The organism is Anabaena sp. UHCC 0187 (assembly GCF_009712035.1).
In the GTDB taxonomy this organism is placed as follows: domain Bacteria; phylum Cyanobacteriota; class Cyanobacteriia; order Cyanobacteriales; family Nostocaceae; genus Dolichospermum.
Genome location: NZ_VILB01000014.1, coordinates 448561 through 464731 on the forward strand (window position 1 = coordinate 448561; position 16171 = coordinate 464731).

Genomic DNA, 16171 nt, shown 5'->3' on the forward strand with positions numbered 1-16171 from the left:
ACTCACTTTCTATTTACCTGTAACCAAATTTCCAAACTTACCAATAACCACAGTTTAACACCATATCTTCCCCAAACATCCCCTTTAAAATCTAACCACTCACGCAATATATCCTGATTAATATAAGCTGCAATCTCACTATTTCTATTTAATAACAATTTTCTTGCTTTCCGTTGCCAATATTTCCGAAATCCTAATTGTACAGGAACCATCATCCCACTTTTAGGACGATGAATAATAGTATCTGGTAAAATATCACTAATGGCTTTTTTCAAAACTGCTTTTTCTTCCACTCCCGAAAGTTTATATTCTGGAGGAATTTGCATACTTAATTCAACTACACGCTGATCAAATAATGGTGATAAACCCTGTAAATCTGCTGCTTGAGTTAAATTATTCACCTTGGTCAAAATTTGATCAGCACCTTTAAATTTAATATTCAATGCCATTAATCTATTCAAATAATTGACATCGGCATTTAAATCATCATAAAATACAGAAGATTCATTTTTCAACCTTTGCAAAATTTCCGGTTTTAAAAGTTGCGGTAAATCTAAAGCGCATTTTTGAAAAGAAATTAAAAATGCTTGTAAAGAATTTTGATTATTAATAGCACCATATAAACTATTAATTAACATGGGTTGATTTTTGGGACCACCAAAACAAGGATCTCCACCTTCTCCATTGAGTGTAACCTGTACATTTTCCCGCGCTATTCTGCCTATTAATAAGTTGGGAACTGTCAAAGGATCACCAATAGGATCATCTAAATAAGCCATTGTTTCTGGAAGACGTTCCCACATATCCCGAAAGGTAATTTCTAAGATGTGATGTTGAGTTTGACAATGTTCTGCAACTAAATTAGAAAATTCTAATTCGTTCGCAGTTTCCGCACCAAAATGAATAGAATAGGTGTGAATTGGTGCAGAATGTAATTTTGCTGCTAATGCGGTAATGCTACTAGAATCTAAACCACCAGATAGGAAAATCCCCACAGGTTGATTTTCGGGTAAATATTCTTTAACAACTTGTTCAAGTAAAGAACGGAGTTTTTCACCATACCATTCTAAAGGTTGATTTATGTCTATAATTTGTTCTTTTAATTGCCAATAATGATAAACTTGTTGTGATGGCATTTGTAGCCAAGTACCGGGACGAATTTCCTTGATATCTTGCCAAAGTGTCCTTTCTCCCGGCACAAAAGCACAACAAAGATAATCCCGTAATGCAACTAAATCTAAATTATCAGAACGATAGGGTGCAAGAGTTCTTAATGTTGGAGATATCCAATGAGTTATACCAGTTGTAGTATAATATAAAGTCTTGCCACCTATGGCATCTCTAATTAAATATAATTCCTGTTTTTGACAATCCCAAACTACTAACCCAAACATTCCCAGTAAAAGGGTTAAACATTCAGAATTGGATTTTTCCCAAAGTTGCACAAATATTTGTTGATTACTGCAATTATCATTAATCTCAATTCCTAATTTTTGTAGTAATTCCCCTCGATTACTTAACCAAATATCTCCAACTACTATAAATCTTTGATTATCACTTATGGCAAATTTATCTGGTGTGGAAATAACTGCAAATTGCTGATCTTGCCAAATTACATCTTCTCTTAAATTATCGAGTTTTCCGTAAGCTACGCACCAGCTAGACTTAAATTTAATATTTGCAATGGCAGACTGAGGACTTTTAAAAAAATTAAATAACATTGGATTGGGTATTGGATAAGGGGTAATAAGTAAAAATATTAGCAATTACCAATCACCCTTTACCAATTACCCATTAAAATCTAAGCGGCAAAATTTGCAGCAACAAAATCCCAGTTCACCAAATTATCTAAGAAATTCTTGATGAATGCAGGACGAGCATTTTTGAAGTCAATGTAATATGCGTGTTCCCAAACGTCAATGGTCAGCAGTGCTTTTTTACCATGTGCGAGGGGATTTTCTGCGTTAGGGGTTTTCATTACCTTGAGTGTACCACCATCATCAACCAACCAAGCCCAACCACTACCAAATTGAGTTGCCGCAGCGGTAGAAAATTCCTCTTTGAATTTCTCAAAGCTACCAAAATCCTTTTCAATCTTAGCAGCTAATGCGCCTGTAGGTGCGCCGCCACCTGCTGGTTTCAAGCAATTCCAGAAGAAAGAGTGATTCCAAACTTGAGCCGCATTGTTGAAGATTCCAGCCTTAGCAGAGTCACCAAAAGCAATTTTAATAACTTCTTCCAAAGACTTGTTAGCTAATTCTGTACCATCAACCAACTTATTCAAATTATCTACATAAGCTTTATGATGCTTACCATAGTGATATTCAAAGGTTTCAGCCTTCATGCCATGAGACTCTAAAGCGTCCGTTGCAAAAGGTAAGGGGGGTTGAGTAAATGCCATTTTATGAAATCCTCTCTTTACTGTTTTCTAGTTGAAAGCTATTGCCAGAGTTAGGCAAATTACAGGTTTCGTCTTCAGAAGTTTTATACAAAACTTAACATTGTTATTCTACTACCAAAGTGAAAATTCCCAGCAATTAGTTTATAAATAAAGCAAATTTCCCCTATTTAGACCAAACTCTTAACTCCTCTCTGCCGCCTCTGCGCCTCTGCGTGAGAAAAAAGCCCAACCTAAAATATATAATTATCAACCCAGACTAATATCCATCTGAAGATAGATGAATCAATCTGCAAATAGTTTAGGATGTAGTTCAAAGCACCAAAATTTAATAATGGTGAGTTAGTCCGCACTCACCACCATTTTCAACTCAAAAAATCCCGAATTACCAATGGGATAGCCGCTGATTGTAATGGCTAATAATCTGTGCCGCAACTTCAGAAGCAGTTAAACCATCGGTTTGTAATTCAATGGCATCAGCCGCTTTTTGCAAAGGGGAAACCTTCCGAGTGCTATCTTTCAAGTCTCTTTCCGCAATGTCCCGTTCCAGTTGCTCTAAACTAACTTGAGGTTGATTTTGTGTTTGAAAGTCTTGCAGACGACGACGCGCTCTTTCACCCACAGAAGCGGTCAAAAAGATTTTAATTTCCGCATCGGGGAAAACATGAGTGCCAATGTCTCGGCCTTCTGCCACTAAACCGCCGCGTTGACCCCAACTTTGTTGTTGTTGAACCAATGCTTGCCGCACGGCACTTTGGGCAGCGATCGCTGATACTTGAGAAGTTACCTCAACAGTGCGGATTTTTTGGGTAACATCTATATCATTAATCTGGACTTTGACGGGAGATTGCAGACTTTGGCTAGGAGTAAGTTCAATTTTACACCGAGTTGCTAATTCAGCCACAGCACAATCATCATCAATGGCAATCCCCTGTTCCAGCACTAGCCAAGTAATCGCCCGGTACATAGCACCCGTATCTAAATAGACTAAACCTAATTGCTGTGCCACCTGGCGAGCGACGGTAGATTTACCAGCACCAGCAGGACCATCAATAGCGATGATCGGTTGGCGTAGCCCGTCGTTGCTATCGCGCAAAATCGTATTATCAATTAACCGTGTAGAACCCAGACGAGCAGCGATCGCCAACATTCCTTCATCCTCAACTTTTTCTAAAAACATCAACGTAGTCGGTTCCACCAATTCAATATATTCCAAGCTGATATTGCTAACTTTTGCGATTTCTTGCCGCGCCAATGCTATGAGTTCACTGCTGTGACGAACGCCAGCCCGAAACGCCGCTTCAGCTTGCCGTAAACCTTTGAATAGCACTGTTGCTTGCTCTTTTTCTGTGGCAGTCAAATATTGATTACGAGAACTTAAAGCCAAGCCGGACACTTCCCGCACTGTGGGACAAGCAACAATTTCTACTGGCAAATTTAAATCGGCTACTAACCGTTTAATAATTGCTAGTTGTTGACCATCCTTTTGTCCGAAGTAAGCTCGGTCAGGTTGTACCAAGTTTAAAAGCTTAGTGACAATAGTTGCCACACCAGTAAAATGACCTGGCCGAAAATTACCACACAAGCTAGATATCATATCAGATGGAGGGATCACTTGTGTCACCTGAGTTTCTGCTATATTCTTCCGAGGTACGCCGATTTCTTCCGGAGTTGGGGCAAAAATCACATCAACTCCCCCTTGTTCACAAAATTGTCGGTCTTGTTCTAGAGTCCGGGGATAGCGTTGATAGTCCTCATTGGGGCCAAATTGCAGGGGATTGACAAAAATACTGACAATTACCGTCGAATTTTCCTGTCTAGCCCGTTTAATTAAGCTGAGATGACCTTGATGTAACCCCCCCATAGTTGGCACTAAACCAACTGCTGTGGGATACCAACTGGTTTGTTCATCAAGTCCGAGATCCTCTGGTGGCCGGAGATGGCTTTGCCAGCGGCATTGGTTTAAATAGCAGCGTAAGGCTGCAACTGTTGTCAGCACACGCACAAAATACCCCTAGTTCCTTTCGATCCTTTCCCCCGTTAGTGTATATCTGATAGCGCAGCATGGCGCAAGGGATAATTGGGGGATAAGATCAATGAACCAGGGGAATTTATCAGTGAAAAGGGAAAAAGGTCAGGAAGTAGGAAGCGGGTTATCTTCCTAAAACCTCAAGATTTACTGGAGCAACGCCACTGCTGATCATGCCTAATAGCCGAGCAGCACCAGCAGAAAGGTCAATAATTCGACCACCAATATATGGCCCTCTGTCATTAATTCGCACGACCACAGAGCGACCATTGCGGGTGTTAGTTACACGGATTTTTGTTCCCAGAGGTAAACTCCGGTGAGCAGCAGTTAAGGCTTCGGGATTATATCTTTCACCACTGGCTGTTTTGCTGCTAGAGCCATCATAACCGTACCAAGAAGCCATGCCCTGAAAGTTCAGCCTTACACCACCAAAGGCAATTTGTTGCGGTAGGTTGGGTGTGGAGACTGATTTACCAATCGGTAAGTTGGCAATTTTGTTAATGGGAGATGCGTTACCTATGAGTCTCCGCAGTCTATTAGTTGCTTGTAAGGCATCTTCAGCCAGATTTTTGGTGGTATCTGCTAGTCGCGTACCTTTATTCACTTCTACCAGTTCTTGACCGTCAATTTTAATGGTGTAGCGCTCGCCTGACGGTTGTTGACTTAAGAAGCCTGGTTTTTGGGCTTTATTGTTAATTGGAGAATTATCTCCTGTTTTCCAACTGACGGTAATCTTGCTTGCGTCTACATTGTTCTCGATGAGTTCATTAATTCTAGCTGCTATGACACTAGCTTTCTGAACTGGGTCGTTGTTAACCGAGTTAACTTGTTTACTAATCTTGATTGTATTACCAGTATTGCTAAAACTGGCAAATTTGGTTGAGTTGGTAGCAGTCCGAGGGTAAGAATTTAAATCCTCAGCATTGCCAATGATGCCAACTTTTGTGTTGTTGTGAGTAACTGGGGTAGAACCCAGAAAGGTGAGAACGGGAATATCCCGAACATAAAGAGTTGCTGCCTGTAAGCCTCGAACACTGTGAGGATAAATTCTGGTAATCACAGTATCTGAGGTTTGGTTTTCTGCTGGGGATTGGTACTCTCCTACTTTGACGGCATCATTTGGCAGTGATGCTTGGCTAGTGGGAAAAATTTTCTCACTGGTTTGAGTCCGACCAACTGAGGGTAGACCGAAAACAGATAGAAATACAGCGACAGTAGTCCACAAATGTCTTTGATTCATGCGTCCGATTTTTAAAGCGACTGTAGAACTTAAGTTTTCTGATTAGTGGGTTTTTCACTGGTGATAGTGATACTCCCTGGAAACCCGAACCCGTTCCGTTTTCACTTTGTGTTTTGTAACTGGAATAGACTAGCATGAATTTTTGGGGTTGGGGATCAGGGTTTTAGCGGAAGTCAGAATTAACTGACAAAATTTATCGTCAGGTTTGGGCTTTGAAAGCGGTTGCAATTGCGGATTTTGGCTATGTAACGTTTTGTTGAAAATTTTTATATTTTTTTATGAAAAGCTCATGTTGAGCGATCGCTGTAGACATTGCCAATTCCAGAATTACTACCTAATATTCATCTCCAGTAGTTGCAAATTTTTAAAGTATAAAAATATTGTTAAGGGTTTAAGAAAATTTACCCTGTGATGATCATTCTTACAAAAGATATATTCTTTTAAACATAATCCAGACAAAGGTTTGTCCTCGCAAATACTTATTTGCCTCTCTACAGATATTGTCTTTAGTTTACAATAGTAATAAGTAAATATTTGTAATTATTTAAAAAATATGGGTCTAAAAAATGACATTTGTGCTTAAGTGATAGAACTGCTTCATCTCCACTAAGTATTTATTCTCATCCTCAGATCAATAATTAATGGGACAATGAACAAGGGTCGCAAGCGCGTATACACGAACAAATTAAAGTATATAAAAATACATACTTACTTGTTATCCACAGTATTAAATCAGTAGTCAATTTTATATCAAGTCATCAACCCCATGTCTAATCCAGAAAATCCAGAAATATTACCACCAGCACTTTTAGACATTCTCAGAGAATTACATTCCCAGTATAAATCCCTGAAAGATGGTGTAGTAGCCAACTATATTCCCGAACTTGCTAAAGTAAATCCCGACTTATTTAGTATTTGTATTGTTACCACAGATGGTCAAATTTACGAAGTTGGGGATTTTGAACAACTGTTTACTATCCAGTCAATTTCTAAAGTCTTTGTCTATGGACAAGCATTAGCGGATCATGGCAGAGATTATATTCTAACTAGAGTCGGGGTAGAACCGACGGGAGACGCATTTAACGCCATTGTTCTTGATGAACAGTCTAAACGCCCTTACAATCCCATGGTAAATGCCGGAGCTATAGCCACTACCAGTTTAATTAAAGGCAATGGAGCAACAGAAAGATTAAATAGATTATTGGAAATGTATCGGCGTTATATTGGTAGAGATATATTTGTAGATATTTCTGTATTTACATCAGAGCGTAGTACCGGACATCGCAACCGTGCCAATGCCCATTTAATGTTAAATTTTGGCATGATTGACCAAAATATTGAAGAATCACTAGATTTATATTTCCAACAATGTTCTGCAATGGTAAATTGTCGAGACTTGGCAGTTATGGCAGCTACTCTCGCCAATAAAGGAATTAACCCAATTACAAAAGAACAAGCAGTAGATACTCATTACATTAAAGATATATTAAGTGTCATGTACACTTGCGGAATGTATAACTTTGCCGGTGAATGGGCATATAAAGTGGGAATTCCGGCAAAAAGTGGCGTTTCTGGGGGAATTATCGCCGTTGTTCCTGGACAAATGGGCATTGGTGTCTTTTCACCGCTGCTAGATCCACGGGGTAATAGTGTGCGCGGTGTGAAAGTGTGTGAAGAACTATCACAACGGTTGGGGCTACATCTGTTTGATTGTGTAAAGTGTTAATATATACTGAATTAAGTTCATTACATCATCAAGTGTCATGGCTGAAGAAAAGACCTATTTAGAACTTTCCCAAGGTGATAGCGGCTCTCATAAATTCTATGAAGTTGTTCTTAATGATACTGAATTGACTATCCGTTATGGTCGAATTGGGGACACAGGACAAACCCAAAGCAAAACTTACCCCACTTCAGAAAAAGCACAAGCAGAAGCGCAGAAAAAAATTAAGGAAAAGCTGAAAAAAGGCTATGAACAAGCGGTTATGGGAGTGCGACAAAAACGCTCCATTACCCGTCGTCAAGTCAATAGCACTATTTCAACCGCAAAACAATCGCCAATTATTTGGAAATTTAACGCTAATTCTGCGGCTTTTGGGATTTTTGTAGACGGTGAACGTTGTTGGCTAGGAAACCAAGCTGGACAAGTATTTACACTGAATCATGCAGGTAAAGTTATCAATCAATTTAAACTTTCCGAAGGGGTAAAATGTTTAGTTGCTGATGATATTTGGATTTATGCTGGTTGTGATGATGGCAATGTCTACGACTTGACAGGAAAGTTACCACGAGTTGCTTACCAAATTGATGAAAATGTCGATATTTTCTGGTTAGATATTCATGATGGTTTGCTGGGAGTATCTGACGCTAAAGGTGGTGTCACGACGATTGGGCATGATGATGAATTGCAGTGGACTCGTTTAAGTCAAGGTTCTGCCGGTTGGATGGTTCGCTGTGACCAAGAAGGAATTTATCATGGTCATAGTGCAGGTGTAACCATGTATGATCACAAAGAAGGCAGAATGCTTTGGCATCAAAAAACTGCTGGTTCTGTCTTATTTGGTTGGCAAGAAGCATCTGTAGTTTATGCTGGTACTGGCGATCAAAAGGTTTATTCCTTTAGTAAAAAAGGTGAACCCGGTGCAGTTTATAAATGTGATGCTGCTGTGTACTCCTGTGCTACAGCATTAGATGGTAAATATGTTTTTGCGGGTGATAATAGTTCTTCCATTTACTGTTTTAACCAAACAGGGGAAAGGTTATGGAAGCTAGGAACTGGTTGCGGTTCGGCTTTATCTATGCAATTTTTTGATAACCGCATATATATAGTGACAACTGATGGTTCTTTAGCTTGTATTGATGCCAGTGAAGCGGCTATTACTGCTGCTGAAATAGGGACAATTCCCGAAGCTACTATTATTAAAGCACCAAAAGGAGAGGGGGCTGCACCTTCCACCGTTCTGGAGACTACCACAGATACAAGTGCAGGTGTGATTGTTGAATGTTTCCGTCAGGGGAGTAAGTTAAGAATGCGGGTTGTTTCTCCTAACTATCACTCTGACTGGAAAGTGCAGTTTCCGAGAGATATTCGGGAAGAAGGACAACGTTATTGGGTTCAAGAAGTGCGAGAGTCTGCGAATGGAGGCTTTTACCGTGTCTATGGTGATATTAAAAAGTTAGTGGAATAGATAATGTAGAGACGTTCCATGGAACGTCTCTACAAAGATTCTAAAAAATGCAGATTTCAATTCAGTTTTGTGATTTTACAATTTCTGCAATAATTCCTGAGTTAATTGCATAAAGGCTTTAGAACCGGCTGTATTCGGACTTAGTAAAGAAACTGGCATAAAACTATCAACAGCTTTAGCAACATTCACATCAACTGGTATTTGGGCTTTACAGATTTTATCTACGCCAAAATCTTCAACAACTCGGTGCATTACCTGTTTATAATATCTGCCATTGAGAAGATTTGCGCTGGACATACTAAAGACAATTCCCAACATTTTAATATCTATTTTGGCTTCGTGTTCGTGACTGTCTTTTAATTGGCCAATACGTCTTTCTAAAAGTTGAATTCCGACTACAGACAAAGGTTCTGGTCTAGCTGGGAGAATGTAGAAATCACTACTAGCCAAAGCACTGCGAGTCATGAGATTATAACCGGGAGCGCAATCTAAAAGAATAAAATCATATTCATCTCGCACAGGTTTTAAAATATCTCTAATTAAGACTCTTTCAAAGCGATTCCAGATAGTTTCAAAATCCTGTTCTCCTAATGCCATTGATTGATTATGCAGCATTTCGGAAACCACAAATTCATCATATAAGTCAATATCTCCTGGCAATAAATCTAATCCGGGCAGATTACACACTTGAGGTTGAATGATGTCATGAATAGTCAGTTTTGCCTCTGGTTCAGGGTTGATAATTTGATCTAGCAAATATCTAAATGTCTTTCGTTGTTTGCGACGTTTGGCAAAGTCTACTGGTGACATTAAACTCAGTGTGGCACTAATTTGACTATCTAAATCTAAAACAAGTACCTTTTTGCCGTGATTTTTGGCTAAACAGGTGGCTATATTGACGGTAAGGGTGGTTTTACCGACTCCACCTTTCATGTTTGCGGTTGCAATTACATATCCCATTTTTAATTCCTCTACTGACGCTTTTCCATTGAGGTAGCGTACATATTATCCAATAGATTTTAACTTTGGTTAATTTAGCCTTTTGGGGGATGTGGAAAAGTTTTTTTACTTATGATATTTTGCACCAATGGACAAAAGCCGCAAAATTAATTGCCAACAACAAGCATAAACCTATTGAAACTGGCTAAAGCCCAAAATACTGCGATCATATTCTGCTGGCTTTTATAAGTATATTTACTATATATATCTTACTTGCATAAATGATATGTATTGATTAATTCTAATAATGTTCATACTTGTTACTATGTCATAATTATGCAAGTAAAATATTTTCATAGATGCGTACTACTTGATGAGAGGTAAAAAACATTGCTTTTTAAGCCGGAATTGTGCCGTAATGAAAGTGAAGTTGAGAGCAAACTCATAGTTCAATATTTGCTACCACAGCTAGGGTATACCCCAGATACGTGGCATCAAGAAGTTGCTATGGGTAGCATTCGCTTGGATTTTTTGGCATTTGCAGCACAGTCTATTCCCTTTGTGTTGAATGCTGACTCACCCCTGAGTGTAGTCCTGGAGGCAAAAAGTCCCAAGCAAAATTTAAATCATCACGTTCTCAGACTTAGGCATTATCTAACGAGTTTGAATGTGCGCTATGGTTTATTAACTAATGGTAAAGAAATTAGAATTTATCAAAAGTTACGAGATGATGTTAAGTTGGTTTTTCAATGTGATGGTAATGATGTTGAAACAAAGATAGAGGAAATTGGGGGGTTAATTGGTAGGGAGAGTTTGAAAAATAGGCAGGTTAAGGAAAAGTTATCAGTTCAACTATCGGATTTAGAAACGAAGAAGGAGCATTCTATGAAAACAATTGCAATTTATCATCACAAGGGTGGAGTAGGTAAAACAACAGTTGCTGTGAATTTAGCAGCAGCTTTAAGTAATCAAGGTAAAAAAGTTCTCTTGATTGATATTGATGCTCAAGCCAATACCACCTTTGCTACAGGTTTGATAAAGTTTGAATTTGAAGATGATGATGATTTGAAAGATCGCAATGTTTTTCATTTGCTAATTGCAGGTGAAGAAAAATCATTTTCTATACCTGATATTATTCGTAAATCAAATGGGTTTAATTCAACAGAAATAGATGTTATTCCTTCCCACATTACTTTAATTGAACGTCAACCACGTTTAGCTGTATCTTCTGCAAGCATAACTAGATTAGCTAAAAAATTAGCATTGGTTCAGGATAGTTATGATATTACTATAATTGATACTCCTCCTTCATTAGATTTATATGCTACAGCTTCTTTAACTGCTGCTGATTACCTAATTATTCCTTCAGACTTGAAGCCATTTTCTAACCAAGGTTTGTTAAGTGTGAAAAACTTCATCAAAAGAGAAATTAATGAAAATAGGGAAAATATGGGAAAACCACCTATTCAAATTATGGGTGTTCTGCCATCAAAAATTTCCAGTAATACTCAATATCTCAGGCATTCATTCCCACGCCATAGAGATTTAATCCCAGAACGCTATGAACTACCATTAATGGATAACATGATTACAGAAAGAGCAGCGTTGTCACATTGTATTAACAAAAATTTAATTGTAGGCAATCTAGAAATACCTGATCCTAAATCAATTTTTGATTTTGCTAAATATGAATCATCGGCCAGTGCGTCAGCTTTTGAATTTGAGTCTTTAGCTTTAGAAGTAGTTAGAAAAATGGAGATATAATCATGACTAAATTTTTAATTGTAGAAATTGAAGGTGTAACTTCAAGCGTTCCTCGTTCTAATTTTGAAGACACTGATTTAGATATTTTTGCTGATTTAATATTAGAGTCTGGAGGAATATTAAAACCATTGGTACTCAAAAAAATTGGTTTTGAAAAATATGAAGTAATTGATGGACATTTTGAATATTATGCTGCTGTTAGAGCTAGAGAAAAAAATCCTAATAGGGGAGAAATTGTTAATGCCTTTATTATCCCTGCTGAAAAAGAAGATGCAGTGTTAAATCAAGTTGCATTTCTTCAAAAGGTTGATACTCCTGACAACCAAGTTAAACCACCCAATAAAGAAACTGAAATTGCTAAATTACTTGATCAAAATAAACAAATGAATGCCAAAATAAACCAACTATTTTCGCAATTAGAAGCTGTTAATAAATCGCTCAATCAAATTAGTGTATCTATTGGAAAATTTGCAACCTTCGATAGCCAAAATATAAACATTGATCAGAATGTAGAAACTCTTAATCAAAAAGTTGATCAAATTGCCACATATGTTGAGAAAATTCAGGAGAGTCAAAATCTGTCAATAAATACGAATAGCTTTACAATAGCTGTTAAAGAAAATCTTGACAGTATGACTAAAGATCAACTATTAGAACTTGCAAAACAAAAAAATATCAAGGTAGCAAAGGGAAAGAGAAAAGCTGAAATTATCAACGCTATTAAAAGTCAAGTAACCTGACGATTTCTAAATAACCTTCTCTTTTTTTGCGTCTTTGCCCGAAACATCCCCTCCCGCAATTGACGCAAAATTATATAAAATCAAGTTGTCTTCCTTGCTAAACAAACTAATTGAGACTCTAAAGGTGCTTTAGGATCAATAATTCTTAGCTTCTTTTCCCAACATAATTGTTGAATTAACGCTTCTATCTTAGATTCACTTAATTCAGGAAAACAATAGTTAGTTTTTTGGATAATAACTTGTGTACTTAAACAAATCTGACTCTTAACTAAATAAAAAATATAATTTTGGTATTCTTTCAATAATTGATTACTATTTCTTTGATCATCATCATCATTATTATTAACTAATCCTAACTTTTGCAATAAAACACAACTGTTCAAAATATTAGATTTAGACATCAGATAACGTAAATTTTTTAAATCAATTACCTTACCAGCAATTACTAAATCTCCTTCACAAGCACTTTGAACTAAATTATTATATGTAGCTAAATAGTGAATAGAAGTTAAATCAGGAATAATATGATAGTGAAAAGAATTCATAAAAATCTTACGATAAATTTTATACCCTTCATCATCTTCATTCCCTAGGGATTCTGCGCGAATTAAATACAATTTTAATGACTGATTTTTTTTCAATGTTTTTTGACAAGCTTCCATAATATGAAGAAAACTGGTAAGATGGGGATCTTCCATCCATACTAAACCTAGTATTGCTGATTTATTTATTAATTTATAACTTAAAGAATAGCTAGAATACTTACTTCCAATAAATAACGTATTCATAATTTCATCTACCTGTAATACCATGAGAATTTCTTCTAAACTCTTCATTAATTCTGGAGAGGATAATTGACGCATTTTAGTAATGCTTTGCTGGGTTTTGGCAAATTCCTCATGCCATTTTATTTGGAGATGAGATGCCAGTTTTAAATAGTTGTAATCTTTATTTTCATGACGTTGTGGAAATACAAAATCTCCTTTTTCACCACCTTTAGTTAACCATTTTTTATAGGCTTCTAGTGTATCTCTAGCATAGATAAATAAGTCTCTAGGATTAGTTTTACCTTGAGGGAATTCTCGCTCTAATATTTGACGATTTAAAGGATAAATAGGAGAAGGTATTTGTAAAATTTCTTGATTATGTAATAATTTTAGTCTTGACTCTAGCAGTAATTCAGTTTTAGCTAAACTAATATCTTTTAAAAAAACTGTCTCATCAATATTATGTTTATCAAGTTGAGAAATTTTAGTTTCATTATCTTGCCATGTATGATTATTAATATTAAAAAGCATAAGCAAATTGATATTTTCTTCTCGAATTTTAGTATTGACTGTAAATAATGCCGGAAAATCTAGAGTTCCATTTGGTAATTTACCAATACTTGTTAGCTGATCAAAATAAAGTACAATAGGTTGATGATTCCCAACTATTCTACTTAGATTAACTAAGGTTTCCCTAGCTACAGTTTCTGTTTTAATAGATTTTTCTATCCCTAAAGCTTCCAAGGATTCTTGACTTAAATCATCTCCACGTAAATATTCACAAGCTAAAGGATAAAGTTCGGAATTAGTTAAATCATAAAGTATGCTAAAAAAAGTATCATCATCATAAATTTTAACTCCTTTATATAAATCCTTTAATTTATTAATAAATTTTTTCCTATCACTTCTCAAAAAATCAAATACATCATATTTAATATCTGGTTTTAAATTAGATAACCATTGTAATAACTGGGATTCTTTTTGATTATTTGATATTGCCATCAAAGAATCAACTGTATAGCGTAAAATATGCTGCCATATCACTTCTCGTACCCGAAAAGGAGGAATATACACAAACAATGCTTTATAATGAAAATGTTGATTTAGTCTTGATAATAAATAACTTTTATTAGAACCATCTTCACCATTAATTAACACAGTGGATGTACAATTATTTTTAATAACTTCATTGAATTTTCTGTCAATTTTAATAAATGCCTCTTGATAAATATAATCAACGACAAGTTCTTTTTCATTAATTAAGTTAATTTGATCAAAAGGATTGGGATTTCTTAACACAATTGCAGCAAAACTTGCCATAATATTTGTTCCTAATTTACCGAGTTTTATCTAGGAAAGTGGTTACTTTAACCTTGATTTTCTATTTTATTAACCTATTCTTAAATATAAGAATTAAATTAATAAGAGATAGAAATTAAGTATAAAATACCACAGTATTTACAAATCTGCCTTAATGATTATACTGCATTTACATTCTGGGTCATTCCTCACCAATTATTACGGGTATAGTATAAGATACTATTATTGAATGTAGCAATTATCTATCTAGCAAATTTTTATATTTTTCTGCGTGTTTAAATGCGTTTAAAAAATAATTAGCTTAATACATAAAGATTCATGTATTTGTTCAGAAAAATTTTATACAGATAGTAAATAAATTCCCCCATAGGGCGAGATTTATATGTATCATCTTTGAGAAGACCAGATAAATCAGACTTATGAATATATTAATGCTATCTTCCACATTTCCCTACCCACCCACCAGAGGAGGAACGGAAATCAGGACTTTTTATTTACTCAAGTACCTGCGTCAACGTCATCATATTACCCTAGTAACCCAGCGTGATACCTATGTCACAGATACAGAAATTGCCGAATTACGTAATTATGTTGATGATTTAATAATTTTTCCGCGTCCTCTTCCTAATAGTAACTTCTCAGGAATCCTCCAAAAAATTCAGCGATTTGGTACATTCTTAATCCAAGGAACTTCCCCCAATGTCCTGAACCGCTATTCAGTAGAAATGCAGCAATGGATTGATAAATTTGTCGAATCGGGTAAATGTGATGTGATTACCTGTGAACATAGCGTCAACGAAATTTATATCCGTCCCCACTTCAAAAACCAGGTAAAAACCATAGTAGATGTTCACAGTTCCGTTTATGCAACTTGTCTGAATCAATTAGCAACAGGTACAGCCGAAAACAAACTGCGAGATAGTTTATATTTACCCCTGTTACGTCGCTATGAAAAAGGATATTGTCCTAAATTTTCTGACATTGTTGTCACCACAGAAGAAGATAAACTGCAATTTCAACAATTTAGCAATAAACAAGAAATTCCCGTCATTCCCAATGGTGTAGATTTAGAATTATTCCCCATGCGTAATCATGATCCAGGGGGATACAGACTGATTTTTATTGGCGCAATGGATTATATAGCCAACATAGATGCAGCGAGATTTTTCAGTAAAGAGATATTACCAGAAATTCAAAAAAGATATCCCGAAACTATTTTTGATATCGTTGGTTCTCGTCCAACCCCCGAAGTTTTAGAACTGCAAAATCAACCAGGTGTTAACGTAACTGGTAGAGTCCCTTCCATGGTCGAATATCTGCACAAATCTACAGTTTGTGTCATCCCTATGCGAACAGGATTTGGGATTAAAAATAAAACCCTAGAAGCCATGGCCGCAGGAGTCCCAGTAGTAGGAAGCGACCGTGGTTTAGAAGGACTAGCAGTAGACGGTAAAACAACACCATTACGCGCACTGCGGGCAAATAAACCCACAGAATACGTCACTGCAATTTCCCAACTATTTGAAAACCCAGAACTACGACTTCAACTTTCTGATCATGCTAGACAACTAATAGAAAGTGAATTTACATGGGAAATTGCTGGTCAACATTATGAAAAAGTTTGTTTAGGAAAATAGGATTTCCCTACCTTTTAAACTGGCAAATTATTAACTTATCAGCAATAAAATCATGAATAATTACCTCCACTGTCCACGCACTTGTCTACTCCAACAATCAGTAAATAACGATCAAACTAAAGAACAGGGATTATGTGATTTCTGCTGGG

General features: G+C 36.4%; 11 protein-coding genes. 5 read left to right on the forward strand and 6 right to left on the reverse strand.

Annotated elements, in window-relative coordinates:
* Positions 1-2: 2 nt before the first annotated feature.
* The 4 genes from FJR11_RS18450 to FJR11_RS18465 form a co-directional block, all read right to left on the reverse strand.
* A complete protein-coding gene (locus tag FJR11_RS18450; protein WP_168506279.1) occupies positions 3-1721 on the reverse strand; it encodes an asparagine synthetase B in 1719 nt (572 codons plus the stop codon).
* A gap of 80 nt (positions 1722-1801) precedes the next feature.
* Entirely contained in the window at positions 1802-2401 is a 600-nt protein-coding gene (locus tag FJR11_RS18455) for a superoxide dismutase (protein ID WP_168506281.1), read from the reverse strand.
* 382 nt (positions 2402-2783) lie between these two features.
* Positions 2784-4403 carry a bifunctional pantoate--beta-alanine ligase/(d)CMP kinase gene (locus FJR11_RS18460; protein ID WP_168506283.1) on the reverse strand — a complete coding sequence of 540 codons (1620 nt, stop codon included), beginning with the start codon at positions 4401-4403 and terminating at the stop codon, positions 2784-2786.
* Between the two features lie 148 nt (positions 4404-4551).
* A complete protein-coding gene (locus FJR11_RS18465; protein WP_168506285.1) occupies positions 4552-5667 on the reverse strand; it encodes a septal ring lytic transglycosylase RlpA family protein in 1116 nt (371 codons plus the stop codon).
* A gap of 766 nt (positions 5668-6433) precedes the next feature.
* On the opposite strand from FJR11_RS18465, the gene glsA reads away from it, so the two are divergent.
* Positions 6434-7393 carry a glutaminase A gene (gene glsA / locus FJR11_RS18470; protein ID WP_168506287.1) on the forward strand — a complete coding sequence of 320 codons (960 nt, stop codon included), beginning with the start codon at positions 6434-6436 and terminating at the stop codon, positions 7391-7393.
* Between the two features lie 37 nt (positions 7394-7430).
* Complete coding sequence (locus FJR11_RS18475; protein ID WP_168506289.1) at positions 7431-8855, forward strand: WGR domain-containing protein; 1425 nt, start codon at positions 7431-7433, stop codon at positions 8853-8855.
* 75 nt (positions 8856-8930) lie between these two features.
* Here the strand turns inward: FJR11_RS18475 and FJR11_RS18480 are convergent, their stop codons facing one another.
* Positions 8931-9815, reverse strand: coding sequence for a ParA family protein (locus FJR11_RS18480; protein WP_168506291.1), 885 nt, complete (start codon positions 9813-9815; stop codon positions 8931-8933).
* A gap of 369 nt (positions 9816-10184) precedes the next feature.
* Between FJR11_RS18480 and FJR11_RS18485 the strand changes: the two genes are divergently transcribed.
* Positions 10185-11558: an AAA family ATPase gene (locus FJR11_RS18485; RefSeq protein ID WP_168506293.1), complete on the forward strand. Its 1374-nt coding sequence runs from the start codon at positions 10185-10187 to the stop codon at positions 11556-11558.
* Between the two features lie 2 nt (positions 11559-11560).
* The gene (locus FJR11_RS18490; protein ID WP_168506295.1) at positions 11561-12298 is read left to right on the forward strand and encodes a hypothetical protein; all 738 of its coding nucleotides are present in this window, start codon (positions 11561-11563) and stop codon (positions 12296-12298) included.
* Positions 12299-12378: 80 nt separating this feature from the next.
* Here FJR11_RS18490 and FJR11_RS18495 read toward each other — a convergent pair whose 3' ends face one another.
* Positions 12379-14385, reverse strand: a complete 2007-nt coding sequence (locus FJR11_RS18495; protein ID WP_168506297.1) for an ATP-binding protein — start codon at positions 14383-14385, stop codon at positions 12379-12381.
* A 419-nt stretch (positions 14386-14804) separates the two neighbouring features.
* On the opposite strand from FJR11_RS18495, the gene FJR11_RS18500 reads away from it, so the two are divergent.
* Positions 14805-16022, forward strand: coding sequence for a glycosyltransferase family 4 protein (locus FJR11_RS18500; RefSeq protein ID WP_168506299.1), 1218 nt, complete (start codon positions 14805-14807; stop codon positions 16020-16022).
* The last annotated feature ends 149 nt before the right edge of the window (positions 16023-16171 follow it).